Annotated in this window: 13 protein-coding genes and 1 pseudogene; 3 read left to right on the plus strand and 11 right to left on the minus strand. The window is 46.6% G+C overall.

What is annotated here, in order from left to right; genetic code table 11:
- Positions 1–224 precede the first annotated feature (224 nt).
- On the minus strand, positions 225–1,109 hold the full coding sequence (gene lipA / locus IM479_RS01475) for a lipoyl synthase (RefSeq protein ID WP_287078085.1): 885 nt from the start codon (positions 1,107–1,109) through the stop codon (positions 225–227).
- A 128-nt stretch (positions 1,110–1,237) separates the two neighbouring features.
- Here lipA and IM479_RS01480 point away from each other — a divergent pair.
- Positions 1,238–1,438 (plus strand): annotated as a pseudogene (locus IM479_RS01480) (IS1/IS1595 family N-terminal zinc-binding domain-containing protein); the annotation flags it as partial.
- A 224-nt stretch (positions 1,439–1,662) separates the two neighbouring features.
- Here the strand turns inward: IM479_RS01480 and IM479_RS01485 are convergent.
- The 4 genes from IM479_RS01485 to IM479_RS01500 all read right to left on the minus strand — a co-directional run bounded on the left by IM479_RS01485 (position 1,663) and on the right by IM479_RS01500 (position 5,869).
- Positions 1,663–2,133 (minus strand): nitrile hydratase accessory protein, encoded by a 471-nt coding sequence (locus tag IM479_RS01485; RefSeq protein ID WP_287685502.1) that lies wholly within the window; start codon positions 2,131–2,133, stop codon positions 1,663–1,665.
- A gap of 31 nt (positions 2,134–2,164) precedes the next feature.
- Positions 2,165–2,998, minus strand: coding sequence for an SH3-like domain-containing protein (locus IM479_RS01490; RefSeq protein WP_287685500.1), 834 nt, complete (start codon positions 2,996–2,998; stop codon positions 2,165–2,167).
- Between the two features lie 51 nt (positions 2,999–3,049).
- Positions 3,050–4,051, minus strand: coding sequence for a nitrile hydratase subunit alpha (locus IM479_RS01495; RefSeq protein ID WP_271973064.1), 1,002 nt, complete (start codon positions 4,049–4,051; stop codon positions 3,050–3,052).
- Positions 4,052–4,147: 96 nt separating this feature from the next.
- Entirely contained in the window at positions 4,148–5,869 is a 1,722-nt protein-coding gene (locus IM479_RS01500) for an iron uptake porin (RefSeq protein ID WP_287685497.1), read from the minus strand.
- 213 nt (positions 5,870–6,082) lie between these two features.
- On the opposite strand from IM479_RS01500, the gene IM479_RS01505 reads away from it, so the two are divergent.
- A complete protein-coding gene (locus IM479_RS01505; protein ID WP_287699062.1) occupies positions 6,083–7,831 on the plus strand; it encodes a mechanosensitive ion channel family protein in 1,749 nt (582 codons plus the stop codon).
- Here IM479_RS01505 and IM479_RS01510 read toward each other — a convergent pair.
- The 4 genes from IM479_RS01510 to dnaX all read right to left on the minus strand — a co-directional run bounded on the left by IM479_RS01510 (position 7,828) and on the right by dnaX (position 11,165).
- Positions 7,828–7,986 carry a PIN domain-containing protein gene (locus IM479_RS01510; RefSeq protein WP_287078088.1) on the minus strand — a complete coding sequence of 53 codons (159 nt, stop codon included), beginning with the start codon at positions 7,984–7,986 and terminating at the stop codon, positions 7,828–7,830. The two genes, IM479_RS01505 and IM479_RS01510, sit on opposite strands and share 4 nt — an antisense overlap.
- Entirely contained in the window at positions 7,983–8,279 is a 297-nt protein-coding gene (locus tag IM479_RS01515) for a DUF2281 domain-containing protein (RefSeq protein ID WP_286824690.1), read from the minus strand. Before IM479_RS01515 ends, IM479_RS01510 begins: the two co-directional genes overlap by 4 nt.
- Before the next feature lie 93 nt (positions 8,280–8,372).
- Positions 8,373–8,696 (minus strand): Grx4 family monothiol glutaredoxin, encoded by a 324-nt coding sequence (gene grxD / locus IM479_RS01520; protein ID WP_287685494.1) that lies wholly within the window; start codon positions 8,694–8,696, stop codon positions 8,373–8,375.
- 87 nt (positions 8,697–8,783) lie between these two features.
- Positions 8,784–11,165, minus strand: a complete 2,382-nt coding sequence (dnaX, locus tag IM479_RS01525) for a DNA polymerase III subunit gamma/tau (RefSeq protein WP_287699066.1) — start codon at positions 11,163–11,165, stop codon at positions 8,784–8,786.
- 242 nt (positions 11,166–11,407) lie between these two features.
- Between dnaX and IM479_RS01530 the strand changes: the two genes are divergently transcribed.
- Positions 11,408–13,642 carry a molybdopterin oxidoreductase family protein gene (locus IM479_RS01530; protein ID WP_287685491.1) on the plus strand — a complete coding sequence of 745 codons (2,235 nt, stop codon included), beginning with the start codon at positions 11,408–11,410 and terminating at the stop codon, positions 13,640–13,642.
- Here IM479_RS01530 and IM479_RS01535 read toward each other — a convergent pair.
- Together IM479_RS01535 and IM479_RS01540 are read right to left on the minus strand one after the other, a co-directional pair.
- The gene (locus IM479_RS01535; RefSeq protein WP_287685490.1) at positions 13,587–14,480 is read right to left on the minus strand and encodes a tRNA (5-methylaminomethyl-2-thiouridine)(34)-methyltransferase MnmD; all 894 of its coding nucleotides are present in this window, start codon (positions 14,478–14,480) and stop codon (positions 13,587–13,589) included. The two genes, IM479_RS01530 and IM479_RS01535, sit on opposite strands and share 56 nt — an antisense overlap.
- Positions 14,440–15,234, minus strand: coding sequence for an alpha/beta fold hydrolase (locus IM479_RS01540; RefSeq protein ID WP_287685489.1), 795 nt, complete (start codon positions 15,232–15,234; stop codon positions 14,440–14,442). Before IM479_RS01540 ends, IM479_RS01535 begins: the two co-directional genes overlap by 41 nt.
- Positions 15,235–15,439 lie beyond the last annotated feature (205 nt).

The raw sequence follows: 15,439 nt of genomic DNA on the forward strand, positions 1-15,439 counted from the left end.
GTGGTCAATTACCTAATTTTCAGGGAAAAAGTCCCTGAATTTTCCCCCCAATCACTCCAAGGGTCGGCACTTTTTGAGGTCAAAAAAGTCTAAAAACCTTGTTGGATAAGGTTTTTAGATTTATTCAGCAAACCCTAATTAACTTAAAACTTACATCTGATCACTGATAACTGATCACTGATCACTGATAACTGATCACTGATCACTGATCACTGATCACTGATTTACTCTCCCGCATGATAGGAACTGCGGACTAGGGGGCCGGATCTAACCTGGGAAAAACCCATTTTTTGGGCAATTTCTCCCAACTCGCTAAATTCTGCGGGAGTCCAATATTTCTGTACGAGCAAATGTTCCAGAGAAGGACGCATATATTGACCAATAGTAACTCGATCGCAGTCGATCGCCCGTAAATCTGCCAAAGTCTCGATAATTTCCTCTTTTGTCTCACCGTGACCGACCATTAAGCCGGATTTCGTCGGAATTGACCGATCGATTTCCTTAACATAACGCAAAACCGCCAAAGAGCGATCGTATTTAGCCCCGCGTCTAACTGGCCCTTGCAAACGGCGCACCGTCTCGATATTGTGATTGTAACAGGCAGGTTTTGCCCCCACCACCGTCGCCACCCGTTCCTGTTGACTTCCCTTACCTCCAGCAAAATCCGGGGTTAACACCTCAATTAAAGTGTGGGGATTGAGTTCGCGAATGGCTGTCATCGTCCGCACAAACCAACTGGCTCCGCCGTCTTGCATATCATCTCTGGCTACAGAAGTCAAGACAACGTAACTTAAATTTAACAATTGCACCGCTTCCGCCACTTTTTGCGGTTCCTCGACATCGAGAGGCATGGGTGCATGACCCTTATCCACTTGACAAAAAGCACAAGACCGGGTACAGGTGGGACCCATCAACAAAAAAGTCGCCGTACCTTGGGCATAACATTCGCCGCGATTGGGACAGCGACCCTCCTCGCAGATAGTATGAATGTTCCTTTGTTTGATAATGCGCTGAACCGTGGAAATTTCGCTAGATTTGCCGATTGAACGCCGTAACCAAGCGGGTAAAGACGTAATTTCCTCGCGCCACTGTGGGGGTATATTGGACATGAGAAGTTAAGTAAGGTGTTGGGGATTGCAGTGATCGGTAATTAGTAGAACTCTTGCAAATTAATTATATGTTATAAAGAGAGGCTAACTAATTTTGGCGTTGCATAATATGAATGGAGGAAATCAAAATGCAATGCCCTGAATGTGAATCTACCCATATCCGTAAAAATGGCATCAATAAACAAGGTAAACAAAATCATATTTGCGTCACCTGTAGTCGTCAATTTATTGATAGCTATGAAAAACAGAAAGGCTATGACGAAGAAACGAAGCGAGAATGCCTAACTGCCTATGTTAACGGGATGGGATTTCGAGGTATAGAACGGTTGGCGTTGCTGATTGGAGATATGAATCTTTATTTTGTGATATTTTTAAAACCTATATCCAAACTAACGTTTAGATAAGATGCAAAGTTGGCATTCATACCTTGATTCAGCAACGCCGAATATTTTTACCTTTAAGGGATTGTTCAATGCGTTCAACCAATTGCTTAATACCGACACCAGTTGTATTCGCTATCAACCAAAATCGTCAACAATCCCGCCAGGCATGGTTACGAGAAAGTAACAACCGCAACGGGGTTGAGCATATTTGCGGGAAGATGCTCTCGATGGGGAGAATGATGGTGATGGTCCTGTCCATGATCATCTTCCGCTTGCCGATAGGCGTTGTCGAGGACCAAAGGCACACCATGGGGGGTATTGAGCACCGCCTGATGCCAGAGTTCCAGTCGTGAGTGGTAGGCCTCCCAATCCGTTAAGCCCCGCTCAACGCAAATGCGCTCTAGCGCACTGCACCAGTGGAAAAAATAGGTATCTCCCCGGTCGGGGTCGCCTTGGGCCTGGGCAGCTTTAATTTCTTGGCTAAAGATCTCTACCCATTCAGAACAAGAGAAAAAACCTTGTTTGAGCAGGAGATTACCAAGGGCGAAGGCTTCTGCTTCCCAGGAGTCGCGGAAAACAGGATCGCCATTGTCTTTAATTAATGGGGGAATAGGTTCTTGTTGTAGGGTTCGGAGATCCATGATTTTGATGACAAAATGAATAATCGTCAAGTTACCGGCGATGCTCGTCGAGTGTGATGTAAGGTTCGTAAACGTCGGCATAGATAGCAAGGCGGCGATCGCCAAAGTCTTCTCCCCAAATTTCAGCGTTTTCAAAGCGGACATTATAGACCGGCGCATAAAATTTTTGGAGCCCCCGGCTAGCAATTTCTGGATAAGGCGCGTAATAAACCCCCTGAAACTCAATCTGTCCTTGAGCATCACGTTTTTCTGCCGCCAAACCATAGTAGGCAACGACGGTGCCGACTTTGCCGCGAAAATAGGGATACTCGCGAGTGTGGCCGGCGGCCAATTGATTAATGCACCGCACCCGATCACCAACTTGAAATTTAGGATTGGCACCGATTTTATCTATAGAACCCACAACGGTGGGATCGTATCGATCAGATTGATATCGTCCCTGGGCATCGGGTCGTCCACATCCTGGTACCGATTGGGTAAAGGCAACTTGACGAATGGCTTCCGCCCGTTGTTGCGCCGCTCCTGTGGTGATTTGTCGCTCTTCTAGCTCTTTGAGGGAAACTCCAAGGCGATCGCCATACATCGTAATCAATGAACTTAGCGCTTCCACCCAGAGCGCATCATAGGAATTATTCATATAATCCCGAGGGTTCATCGTTTCCCGTCCCCAGCGAGCAGCATCTATCCCCCAAAACGGGATTGGTTGATTCGGTTTAATCCCTTTCTCAAACATTGTACTAAGCAGGGCAAACATTGACCCCAGTTCCCCTTCCCAATCCTCTAGCCAGGCCTGACTTTCTGGCTGATCCTTATGGGGAATTTTTCCATAACCAGCCCAACCCTGTAGAAAATGCGGTCCTTCCATAGCGATGATCTCTCCTGAAAAACTCATTCAATATTGAGGTGAACTCTTGAATTAGACGTAAAGAATCTCGGCTCCCAGCATGGCATTGCGGGTAACGCGCTTGCGTAATTCGTTTTCTGTCAACCCTATCCATTGTTTCGGCATTTCAGGAATGACAAAAAATCGTACCTCTGAATTGGAATCCCAGACTCGCAACTCGTCGAGCTTGTTGGCGTAGGCTTGGAACTGTGCCTGCCGCTCTGCGGTGCCTCGATTAGCATCCTCCGCAAATTCTGCCAGAATGCCAAACGGATCTGAGATGCTCCGCGCTCGATATTGCTGGGATTTGTACCACATGGGCTGAGTCCCTAACAGAGCTTGAGGATAGCAGGAACAGACCGTACAAGTGACAAGATTATGCACAAACAAGGTTTTGCCGTGATGGGTTTGCTCCCCGTTAGCCACAATGCGGATAAATTCTCCTTCCGGGCCAATGGTCAGGCCAAACGTAAGTTGGGGGAGGAGATAAGGCTTGCCGGTATCGGGGTTGACAGTATTAAAAAGAAAGTCTCGAATTAACAACGCCGCCTGAAAGGGTTTTTCTGGCGGTGGTGCTAACAATTGGGCTTTCCAGTCAGGATTTGTCCAAGCATGGGCTACCACGGCCGCCCCCAAATGGGGCCCCACAAATTTTTCGTAATAGTCCACAAAGCCTTGAATGGCTTGCTCTTGAATCAGTTTTTTCTCAATCAGTAATTGCTTCAAGGCCAGGACTCGTTCCTTAATAGGTGGTAAAACCGGTTCAAGTTTGCCATTGGTGGATTTGAGGGGTATATCCGACACGGGAGCACCACCATGGATCGCTCGTGAGTCGTCAGGAGTAACCCCCTCATGGACTGGGGATTTTCCACTAACGGGATCACCGATGGTTTCTTTGCCAACGATAGTGGTTGCACCAGCGCTAAGACTGGCTAATCCTGCATTTCTCAAAAAATTCCGGCGGGATTTGTTGGTTTTCTCCTGTGCCGACGCTTGGGAAGCATTGGCGTTTTGATTCGGATCTTTAGGTTCCATAGTTTAAATGTGTAAATAGGTTAGCATGGGATAAATTTATCTGGACACAGAGTGATTGGGTCCTAAATTACGAGATCATGAAGTTCTGAAACCCTCCTAGAAGATGAACTGGGTTTTTAACTGCCATACCCAAACGGCCGGGTTGCTCTTGTTGTTTTCTGGGTTGAGTATCACGAGAAAACCTGGCTGAATCGAGAGATTGTTGTTGATATTGTGTTTGTAGGCTGCCTCAATATGCCAAGCAGTATCGCTTTCAGGTTTTAAGTCACGGCTTCCTTGGTTGACAACGCGGTAGGGGTTTCCCACCATCAGGGTGCCTACATTACCTTCTTTGAATAAATCCGGTAGGGCAACACCAAAATTCCACTCGAACAAGGTCGCGCCGTCACCCTTATCAACGCCATATGCTGGGTTATCTTGCTCAGCATGGGCAAAAACCAAGCCCACATCCCCTGTAAAGGCTAATTTTGGCATCGGTCGCCAACCAAAGCCCCAACTCAAATGATCCGCTGAGGTGGCAATGGAGACGGGAGTGCCTTCAATCTGGGCAGGGTTACTGTTATTCGGGGGAATCAAACTTGTGCCAAAGGGTTGATCGGCATATAAACTGCCCGTCTGACCCGAAACAGCAACGCCTGGCCCGGCTGGGTTATAGGAACGCACATAGACCAGAGTCATTCCCAGGGTATCCGTCGGAAACAAACTCAACTGGGCGATCACCGCGTTGCCGCCATTAAAAAGGCCCGTTTGAGGATTCCCAGCATTAAAATCGCCGTAATAGCCAGCACCAAAGGAAACCTTATCGCTGAACTTATAGTTAGCGGCGACCCCTGGCCGCGCCAAGGTTTGATAATAGATAGGGTCGTAGCGGCCAAATCGGCTAATGGAAGCCGTGTAGGGGGCAAACACCATAAACGGTTGGGTCGCATAAAGAAGTTCGCCCGAAACTTCCCCGCCAACGGCATCAATAAAAACGGAAAGATTTTCAATCGGTTGAAATTTATAAATTAAATCCGCTAGGCCAATGGAATTGTTATAGGGAGGGGCGTCGTAGGACAAACGAGTCTGATAGGTTCCCGTCACGTTTTCCGTAAAGCCGAAGAGCGAGGAACTGAACGGCGTCACATTGCTCGTCCACAGATCCACCGATAGATTATCCGTGCCACTAAAACTGGTATTTAGGGATAACAAGGTAGAATACTGCACCACGGGTTGATCTTTGAGGGCGACTGCTGGACGCACCACATCGACACCATTGACCCTAGGAATATAGCTGGCGGCGGTTTTATCCCCAGCCGCACCAGCAAAATACATTGTTGTCACCACAAGTAATTTGGTGGTGGTAGAAAATTGATGGTCTTCTAAATACGCTACGCGGGTTTCCAGGTTATCAAGCCTCGTTCCCATTGCCGCCAATTCAGCGTTAAAGTCTTGGGCTAAGCGTTGGAGTTTTTCGATGTCTTCTTTTAAAACGGCGACGTTCTCCTGCAACAATCGCTCCATCGTGTTCAGACAGGCATTCAAGCCCGCTGCAAATTCATAACGGCTTAAGGGGCGATCACCTCTAAAGGTTTGATTGGGATAGCCAACAATACAGCCATATCTCTCGACTAGACTTTTTAGGGCTTCATAAGCCCAACTATCCAGTTGAACATCGCGTAACCCATTGACGTTGGTCACTTGCGCCATCGGAAGTGTACCCGACATTGCCGATAAGTCGCTGACACGAATCGCCTCTCCGTTTGGCAGTTGACCTGCCATGGGGGGTACAGGTTGCGCCCAAACAGATTGAACTATTTGGAAACCGACAATCGTCATGGCTAATGTTGTAGAAGAGCTATAACTTCGGAAAGTGCGAAACATGGAAATTAACTCCTTACCTAGTAATTAGTTATCAGTGGGGGTTTGGGGAGAAGGGAGAGGGACGACCGACTCCCCAAAACGAAAACTTCGCATCTCACCATTAAGATAACTGCTATAAGCTGAGAAAGCGAGTCAAGATCATTGTTAATCAAAAAGGAAATTTGGGTAATGGGACGACGGCAACGGGGAAAATTTTTAAATCTGGTCATTCAAGGATTGGCGGGTTGCCTCTTGGTTAGTATATTTGTTCTTAATTCCCTGCCATCCCTAGCCCAAAATTTTCTGGTTCCATTTGCATCTCCCACGGGGACAAGGATTTTTGTAGCCGGGGATATAGAATATGCTTCCGTGTATTTAGATGGATTTGCCTTATTTCAGATTGCCTCCCAAGATTTTACCGCTTCTAGGGTGGAAGCGGCCCAGGAAATCTCCCCAGTACAAAGACGGGCTAGGCGCATTGAAAGAGGCTTAAATAATATTATCAATGGGGGTTTCGATCCGACAACCTTGCAAGTAAGTCCGGCGACCCTCAATAATTTAACTGTGATTGTGGCCAGGGATAACCAGAATTTACCGCAACAGGTAATTCTGACAGTAACAGAAATTGATGCCCTGATCGATTCTTCTTCGGTTGCCGATTTAGCGGACAGATGGGTTAAAATCATCCAAACAGCTTTGCTCCAAGCTTGGCAAGAACGTCAGCCCGCCGCTCGCCGGCAACAGGTAATGACTGCCACTATAATTATTTTCGGGATGGTTTGCTTAAGCTGTTTATTAATTTGGTGGCAGAAACGTTTAAGAAATCGCTTCAATCTCCTCAAAAGACAAGCTAAAAGTCAATCTGATCGGAATTTACCCATAAATTCCCCCTCCACCAAAGATCGCTCCCAAGAACCGATTTTAGCCTCTGTGGAAGATTCCTCTAATTTCCGTCAACAGGCTGATATTCAGCGACAACTGACGTTAAATATTCTCTGGAAAAGACTGGCTCTTATTGGACTGATACTGCTTTGGTTTGGCGGAATAGCGGCGATTTTGTATGTATTTCCTGAAACTAGGCTAGAAGGACGCGGGATAATTCGTATTCCTTTACGGATTTTTATTATCTGGTTGCTGCTGACATCAGTGAGCAATATGATTAATCTCTACGTTAATTCTCGGCTACGGGAGTGGGTAGAGGAAGGAGCGGTTTTTTCCGAAAATTTGGAAAGGAGGATTCTGCGCGCTCCAACTTTATTAAAAGTTTGGCGAGAAATTATCACATTTATTGCTATTTTTCTGGGAATTTTGATTTTTTTTGCTTGGATGGGTCTTTCTTTCGCCTTTTTACTCACAGGAGCCGGTTTAGTGGGAGCATTGCTCACCTTTGCCTTTCAGGATCTTTTAAAAGATTGGATTAACGGTTTTCTGATTGTCTTTGAAGACCAATACACTGTTGGTGATATGATCCAGTTTCAGGAGTTTATTGGTTTGGTGGAAAATCTGAGTTTGCGAGCGACTCAATTGCGGGCTGCCGATGGACGTTTAATCACTATTGCCCATAACCAAATTATTAGCGCACACAACCTCAGTAAAGATTGGGCGCGGGTCAATTTTACCATCGAAGTCGCCTATGACACCGAGGCAGATCTGGCGATCGCTTTAATGGCAGCCATCGCTGAAAATATGGCTGTAGATCCACAATGGCAAGAAGATATCATCAATCCCGTGCAGGTTGCTGGTGTTAGTCGGGTTTCTCACACAGGAATGGAAATTATGCTCAGAATTGTCGTCAAAAGATTACGACAATGGGACATAGAAAGAGAGTATCGTCGTCGTCTAAAAATTGCTTTTGAGGAGAAGGGAATTCACATCGGTATCCCCCAACAAAGTTTCCTCGTAGCAAAAGATAAAGAACAATTCAAAGGACAGTTTTAAAGGGGAGCATTTTCTATCGGTATGGCTTCGGTCAGGCATGACCAAGTTGTGACGAGAGGCTTTGCTAAACGCATTACCGTATTTCTGTAGGCTTTATGTTGGGGTTGGGTGCGATCAACCAAACAAAGCAGGACTCCTGCATCACACAGGATCATAGCTCTAGTCCTTGTTGCCGATATTTTTCGAGCAGGAGTTGTTGGTAGTCGTTTATTGGTTCCGGTGAATTGACAGTTAAGCCATCTACGCCTTCAAACCATTGTAACCACATTTCTATCAGTTTTCCATCAGGCTGAGTGTCAAAGGTTTTGACTCGATATTTATGGTCGAGAAGATCAATAAAGTCGCTTACTTCCTGAACAAGGACTTCGGGGAGTTGCTGTAGCTTAGAAATTGCAGTTTCTCGAATTGTCACAATCATCACCTCTACCAAAATCTCTGGTTCGACCAACGCCAGAATATTATAATCCAGAGGTCGCAGCTGCCCAGTTTGACCAAAATTGCGAGGACTAGGTTAGGATAGCTATCCTAACCTAGAAAATTTTTAGGAAGCTAAGGCTACCTCGACTATTTGTTGTAGTTCCCCATTTTGATAGAGTTCGAGCATAATGTCGGAACCGCCAATAAACTCACCGTTGATATAGACTTGGGGAATAGTCGGCCAATCGGAATACTCCTTAACTCCTTGTCTTAACTCCTGATCTTCCAGAATATCGACAGTTTCGTAGGAAACCCCCAGAATATTGAGAATTTGTATGACGTTATTGGAGAAACCACACTGAGGCATTAATTTATTGCCCTTCATGAACACAAGAACTTTGTTATTCTGAACTAATTGATCGATTCTGTCCTTAGTTTCGGGTGTCATAGGTCTAGTAGCTAGAATTTGAGCAAGAATAGCCAATCCTGAGACATGGCATATCCTATCAGTTTAGCACAAGCCGTTGAGATAGCTTTAAAAAGGAAGATCTTCGTCCTCCTCCAAACTCTCTAAAATTTCGTTAACATCAGGTCTCCCGCGCACGATAGTCATATTTTCCAGAGACTTATTAACTTTAGTTTCTGCGGCCGAATTTTCTGGCAGTGAATAACCCATATTGACCACTTCACCATCAAAAGATTTCGCTAACTTTTGAGCGGCTGCCAAAATTTCACTAACATCGACATCTTGATCTAATGTCTCTAAAGATGAATCAAAATTTAAGATTTTTTGGGGCAGTTCTGTGCTAATAGTTTTGTCATTTTTCTCGATAATTCCTTCTTTGACCGGGGGAATATCCACCACGGTCATAACTTTATTTTCGGGAGTTATTGGTGGAGTTGGTGCGGTTTGCGGTGGTGGTGGCATCCTGGCCGCCGGGGATTGGGAAACTTCCGCAGCCATGGCATCAGTAGCGGAACCTACCTGTAAATGGACTTTAATCCGGCGCTGAAAAACAGCCTCGAAAGCTGACTCAATATTAGTCAATCGTAGCCGGGCCATTTTTAATAATTGTTCCGAAGATATGCTCAAATAAGCGCTCGATTCTGACCTACTAAAAAGACTACCGTGCTGACGTAGGAGAGTGCGAGTAGTGGGGGGTTCCATTACTTCTAAAACCTGCTGCCAAATTTGTTCGTGATTGTCATCACTGGTAACAGTTTTAACCTCAGTTTTCGGCACTTCGACCCTAGTTGTCGGGGTGATAACCGCCGGTTTTATCGGTTCATTAACCGGTGCCGGTGCTGTGATTACTTCAGTGGGCCTCTCGGTGCTGGTTTGGGGACGGGAAGGCGCTACCGTGGCAACTAGAGGAATCACCTGTGCTTGCGGTAACAGTCCTAATAGAGTGACTTCTAACCAGAGACGGGGTTGAGTGGTGTTTTTTAGTTGCGTTTCGCTGTCTTTAAGAAGTTGTTGACCGAGGAGAATTTCCTCTAAAGACCAATTACGCGCTTCCGTACACAATTCCTGCCAAGTGGGAGCAGTGACAGCGACCATTTCTGGACGATTAGGGGCAGTTTTGGCTAAAAGCAGGTTTAAATAGAATCCCGCTAGATTTTGCAAGACGATTAAAGGTTCCTTACCGCGATTCATCAGATGGCGACATTGTTCGATAACTTGATCGGGAATATTGCCATGAATGAGTTTAAGTAGGGTTAAGAGGTCTCTTTCGGGGACTGCACCGACTAAATCCCAGACTCGCTCGGCCGTAATCGTTCCTGCGAGTAAACTTAATTGATCGAGGAGACTTTCCGCATCGCGTAAACCACCGTTAGCGATCTGAGCCACAAGGGTTAATGCTTCTAGGTTAATATCGATCGCTTCTATTTGGGCGATTTTTTGCAGGTGTGTCACCATCGCATCGAGAGGAATACGGCGATAATCAAAGCGTTGACAACGGGAGATGATGGTAGGTAAGACACGCTGAGGATCGGTGGTAGCAAGCACAAAAATCACTCGATCCGGCGGTTCTTCCAGAGTTTTCAGCAAAGCATTAAAGGCCGCCGTACTGAGCATATGGCAGTTATGAACTAATAACCCATTGGCAACAAAATTATGATTGTCCTCCACTTCTAGGTCATAGACGCTTTCTGTGTCACCTTCTTGAATCCCTATCACTTCCTCGAAATTTGTAAGCCATTGAGGGGATTTTATGCTATTGGGCCTGTATTGCACCGCAGCCACATTCACAGGGGATAGGATCTGATCGCCGATTTTGAGATTTTTTGCTTGTATCCATGCTTTTTCTGTTCTAATCAAATGATTACCAGTGCAATTAATCGTCCGATTTCTGGTTTGAATGGTTAAAGTTGCTTTTACGCCTCGGTTTAGCCATCGCAGGACTTTTTTATATTCCCACTCTCCGCTGCTCTCGTTGTAACTGAGAACTCGTTTTCCGAGAATCTCAGGATGATTAATGGGGATTAATCCCGTTTCGGTGAAAACAAGGCTATCCCCAGTCAGGCATTCATCGATGACATAGACTTTATAACGACATTGGACGGGGGCAAATTGCGATCGCTCGATAATTTCCCGAATGTTATCCACACCGGTATTACTAGCGGCATCAATTTCGATCACGTCTAAAGCAGAACCATTGGCGATCGCTTGACAGACGGAACACTTACCGCAGGGAATCGGTGTCGGATGGTCACTAGACAGACAGTTGAGGGATTTGGCTAAAATTCGCGCCGAGGAGGTTTTCCCCGTGCCTCTGGGTCCAGTAAATAGGTATGCAGGGGCGATTCGCTCACTGATTAAGGCATTACTCAAGGTCGTGGCGATCACTGATTGTCCCACCAAATCGGCAAAGGTTTGGGGACGATACTTATGATGTAGAGGTTCGTAGGTCATGACTGGCTGAAAACTTTTTCCCCACCCTAGAGACTACTATTATCCTATCCCGATTCTTTTTCAACACGAGAACAAGTGTATGCTTTTTATCTAGCCAGTTGTAATGCGGGATTTGCATCTCGAAAATGGCAGTTTAGCTAAGGCTTGTAATAAATTGTATTAATAACTACAATTTTGCCGAGAAAATCTGCCGACTATCTTAGTATGCCCAAAGACAGCGCCACTAATCAGACCCACTGCTTATGACTGAATCTACAAAAACCCAATGTCCTTACTGTGGAGTAGGTTGTGGTTTGACAGTCACCCCCGGCGCGTCGGCCGGACAAGCATGGAAAGTCTTCGGGGACAAGTCCCACCCCTCCAGTCAAGGTATGATCTGTGTTAAAGGGGCCACCGTAGCGGAATCGATCGATAAAAATCGCCTCAAAACCCCGATGATCCGCGATTCTCTCCAAGATCAATTTCGTCCTTGCACTTGGGAAGAGGCCCTCGATCGCATCGTTAACCAGATGCAAACTCTAATCGCTCAGGGGGAAAAGGAAAGTATCTGTCTATACGGTTCGGGACAATTTCACACCGAAGATTACTACATCGCCCAAAAACTGGTCAAGGGCTGTCTGGGAGTCAATAACTTTGATGCTAATTCCCGTCTCTGTATGTCTTCGGCCGTGGCCGCTTACCTTGACAGTTTCGGTTCCGACGGTCCCCCCTGCTGTTACGATGACCTAGAATTAACCGATTGTGCCTTTCTGGTGGGGACAAATACGGCCGAATGTCACCCCATCATCTTTAACCGTCTGCACAAGTATCTCAAACGCAACAAAGAAGCGAAATTAATCGTCGTCGATCCCCGCAGCACTAAAACCGCCGAGGCCGCTAATCTCCACCTAGCCATTAACCCGGGGACCGATATTGACCTATTTAACGGTATTGCCCACCTGTTACTGGATTGGGGTGCGATCGATACCTATTTTATCGATAAATGTACCCGGGATTTCGGCAAATACGCCGAAATTATCCGCCATTATCCCCCCGAAATAGTCGCAAGTAAATGCGGTATCCCCATCGACCATTTAGAACAGGCTGCCCGCTACTGGGCCGAATCGGAAAGAGTGCTTTCCCTCTGGTCGATGGGTATCAATCAATCTAGCGAAGGCACGGCCAAAGCCCGCACTTTAATCAATTTACACCTAATGACGGCTAATATCGGTAAACCGGGGGCCGGTCCTTTTTCCCTAACGGGACAACCCAACGCCATGGGAGGACGGGAAGCCGGCGGACTCTGCCATCTTCTGCCCGGTTATCGTTTCGTCAAAAATCCCCAACACCGGGCCGAAGTGGAACAAGCTTGGGGTTTACCTGCTGGTCGGATTTCTCCCGTCCCCGGTCGCGATGCTTGGAGTATGATTACTGGTTTGGAGACGGGAGATGTCCAACTTCTTTGGATTGCCGCCACTAATCCGGCTGTTAGTATGCCTGATCTAGAACGTACCAAGGCAGCCCTGTTAAAATCACCTTTTACTATCTATCAGGATGCCTACTATCCCACAGAAACCAGCGCCTACGCCCATTTATTACTGCCAGCGGCCCAATGGGGCGAAAAAACGGGAACAATGACCAATTCTGAGCGCATGGTGACGTTAAATAAAGCTTTTCGCCCTCCCGTCGGTCAAGCTCAGGCCGATTGGCAAATTTTCGCCGAAGTTGGCCGCCGTTTGGGTTTTCAGGCACAATTTAATTTTAAGGATTCCGCCGAGGTACATTCCGAGTTTATCCGGTTGACATATAAACGTCCTTGTGATATGACAGCGATTAATTATGATCGCCTGGCCGAGACTCCCCGACCGTGGCCCGATTCCATCGATGAAATTTCCGCCCCTAAAACCGCTAATTCCGGGGAATTACTGGGGAATTTAGTTAAAGATGAAGATAAAAGCGAAAAAACAGCCGCAAAACGCCTTTATACCGATGGTAAATTCAATACTGCCGATGGTCGTGCTGTTTTCGCCGCCTACCACAGTAAAGGTCTAGCGGAACCCCCCGACGATGATTATCCCCTAGTGTTGACCGTGGGGCGTTTGTACGGTCACTGGCACACCCAAACCCGCACCGGCCGCATCGAGAAAATTGTCAAAATGCACCCCGCACCTTTTCTGGAAATTCACCCCAAAGATGCGGCAAAATTGGGCATAGAAGCGGGGGAATGGGTGGAGGTGCGTTCTCGTCGCGGTTTTGCCCGTTTTCCCGCTTTAATTACCAAAGCAATTGCTCCTAATTGTGTCTTTGTGCCGATGCACTGGGGAGCTTTATGGGCAGAAAATGCTGAGGCTAATAGTCTCACCCATCCGGCCGCTTGTCCGATTTCCCTGCAACCGGAATTAAAAGCTTGTGCCGTCAAATTAATCCCGATCAAGTCTTTAGTTAATGCCGAATTATCTCCCGGTCAATTCTTTGCCAACGTTTTTTCCAGTGGCTAGTCGGTTCTAAATCACAGAGAGCCTGTTCAGTGCGACGACGTTGTATAATCACTTCGGCCAGGTCGGTTAAGGTCGGGTCTCGATAGGGAATAGCGGCTTTAGTTTGCAGATGTTCCCGTTCCTGTGCCGATAGAGATGGGGGTAAGGACAAAAAACTGGCTATTGTCCCTGGCGATCGCCGCCCGACGCTATCGGTGGCCCCAATCTGCAATCCTGCTAATTGTAAAGCCCTTCGCACCGAGGCAGCACAGGAATAGGTGACTAAATAACCCGTCGGACTCAGGCATTTCGCCACTAAAGCTAAAAACTCCACTGTCCACAGTTGCGGACATTTACCCGGGGAAAAGGGATCGAGAAAAATTGCCTCCGCTTGAAAACCCGCGTCAATCACCTTGGTTATCGTCTGTCGCGCATCCCCGATTAACAGTTTAGCCGTGAGATTAGGCAAGTCTAGCCGGTGATTATGGGCAAAATCATTTAAATATTCGGGAATTGGTTGACTCCAACTATTTAAGAGATTTTCTCTAATCGCTGCTAGGGGAACCACTCGATCGCTTTCCAAAGCTAATAATTCTACCCGACAATCCCCCCTAACTTGCCAAATGGCCGCTAAGGCTGCGGCGCTATTATACCCTAAGCCGTAACAAATGTCAAGAATTTTTAGATTGTTGCTCTGGTCTGCTTTTGCTGCCAGACGACTAGAGAGGATAAATTTTTTCTCGGCTTCTTCCCTTGCCCCAGAGGTAGAATGATAACATTCGCCGAATTCGCTCGAAAAAAAGGTATAAGAACCATCCTCAGTGACTTTTTGCGGGTAGGTTTCGGGGGAGACAAGCATGGTGATGGAGAATGTCTTTGAGGTGAATATCGGTTTCCAGCAGGCAAGCGTGACCACTATTGGGCAAAATCGTTAATTTTGCCGCGGGTAACTGCTGAATTAGGCGTTTAGCCTCCGCTACCGATGGTAACAGTCGGTCGCCTTGACTGGCTATCACTAACACCCCCAATTGCAGACGTTTTAACTCGCTGGCACTAACCTGAAACCGTTGTAACTGGGATAAACGCCAGCTAATCGTCTTCAGTGGGACGTATTGCATGGCTTTGAGGAGAGAGCCGCGATCTTCCCGGGATATTCGACCGAGAGCGGCGAGAAAGGGTAAAATAGTTAGTGCCGAGCTGCCGTGGATGAAATCGGGCATCATCTGGGTGATACCGATTCCCAAGCTTAAAAGAGGTCTTTGATTAAAAGAAGAAGCAGGGTTAATTAAAATCAGTTTTTTAATTAATTTTGGTGATTTTGTCGCTATTTTCAAGGCTAAACAGCCGCCAAAAGACTCACCGCAGAGATAGACTTTTCTCGATTGTTGCTTTAATTCCTGTTCCAATAAAGCGATCACGAGGCTGCTTAATTCCTCCCAATCACCGAGATATTGCGGGGAAATCACCAAACAACGCAGATCGAAGTAAGGAGCAAGGTTTTTAATCTGACGATGGTATAGTTGGCCGCTGCCATCCATTCCGGGTAAAAATACAAACAGGGGATAATCGGGACGGGGATGACGGGGAATAATCCAACTGACAGGTTGTTCCATGGTGCGAGAAGCGCGATCGATGTTAAAAAAGTTTTTTCTGGTTATCTATTTTAAGGATAATTAATCTGGTTCTTCGGTTTGTGTTATGCAATGGACGGGGGTTATAAGGGATGGAACCCTTATGCTAGAAAGGCATTTGGCGATTTTTGTCAATTGTTTTTGATCTAGAGCGAACTAATCAATTAAGTCTCTTGCCGGATAAGGA

This window comes from Microcystis sp. M165S2 (genome assembly GCF_020245885.1).
In the GTDB taxonomy this organism is placed as follows: domain Bacteria; phylum Cyanobacteriota; class Cyanobacteriia; order Cyanobacteriales; family Microcystaceae; genus Microcystis.

Excerpts from the sequence above, each read along its gene's own strand:
- IM479_RS01505 (WP_287699062.1), top strand. The coding sequence starts at position 6,083 with ATGGGACGACGGCAACGGGGAAAATTTTTAAATCTGGTCATTCAAGGA.
- IM479_RS01500 (WP_287685497.1), bottom strand. The coding sequence starts at position 5,869 with ATGACGATTGTCGGTTTCCAAATAGTTCAATCTGTTTGGGCGCAACCT.
- dnaX (WP_287699066.1), bottom strand. The coding sequence starts at position 11,165 with ATGACCTACGAACCTCTACATCATAAGTATCGTCCCCAAACCTTTGCC.
- IM479_RS01510 (WP_287078088.1), bottom strand. The coding sequence starts at position 7,986 with ATGATCCTGTGTGATGCAGGAGTCCTGCTTTGTTTGGTTGATCGCACC.
- IM479_RS01535 (WP_287685490.1), bottom strand. The coding sequence starts at position 14,480 with ATGCTTGTCTCCCCCGAAACCTACCCGCAAAAAGTCACTGAGGATGGT.
- IM479_RS01485 (WP_287685502.1), bottom strand. The coding sequence starts at position 2,133 with ATGGATCTCCGAACCCTACAACAAGAACCTATTCCCCCATTAATTAAA.
- lipA (WP_287078085.1), bottom strand. The coding sequence starts at position 1,109 with ATGTCCAATATACCCCCACAGTGGCGCGAGGAAATTACGTCTTTACCC.
- grxD (WP_287685494.1), bottom strand. The coding sequence starts at position 8,696 with ATGACACCCGAAACTAAGGACAGAATCGATCAATTAGTTCAGAATAAC.
- IM479_RS01530 (WP_287685491.1), top strand. The coding sequence starts at position 11,408 with ATGACTGAATCTACAAAAACCCAATGTCCTTACTGTGGAGTAGGTTGT.
- IM479_RS01495 (WP_271973064.1), bottom strand. The coding sequence starts at position 4,051 with ATGGAACCTAAAGATCCGAATCAAAACGCCAATGCTTCCCAAGCGTCG.
- IM479_RS01540 (WP_287685489.1), bottom strand. The coding sequence starts at position 15,234 with ATGGAACAACCTGTCAGTTGGATTATTCCCCGTCATCCCCGTCCCGAT.
- IM479_RS01490 (WP_287685500.1), bottom strand. The coding sequence starts at position 2,998 with ATGGAAGGACCGCATTTTCTACAGGGTTGGGCTGGTTATGGAAAAATT.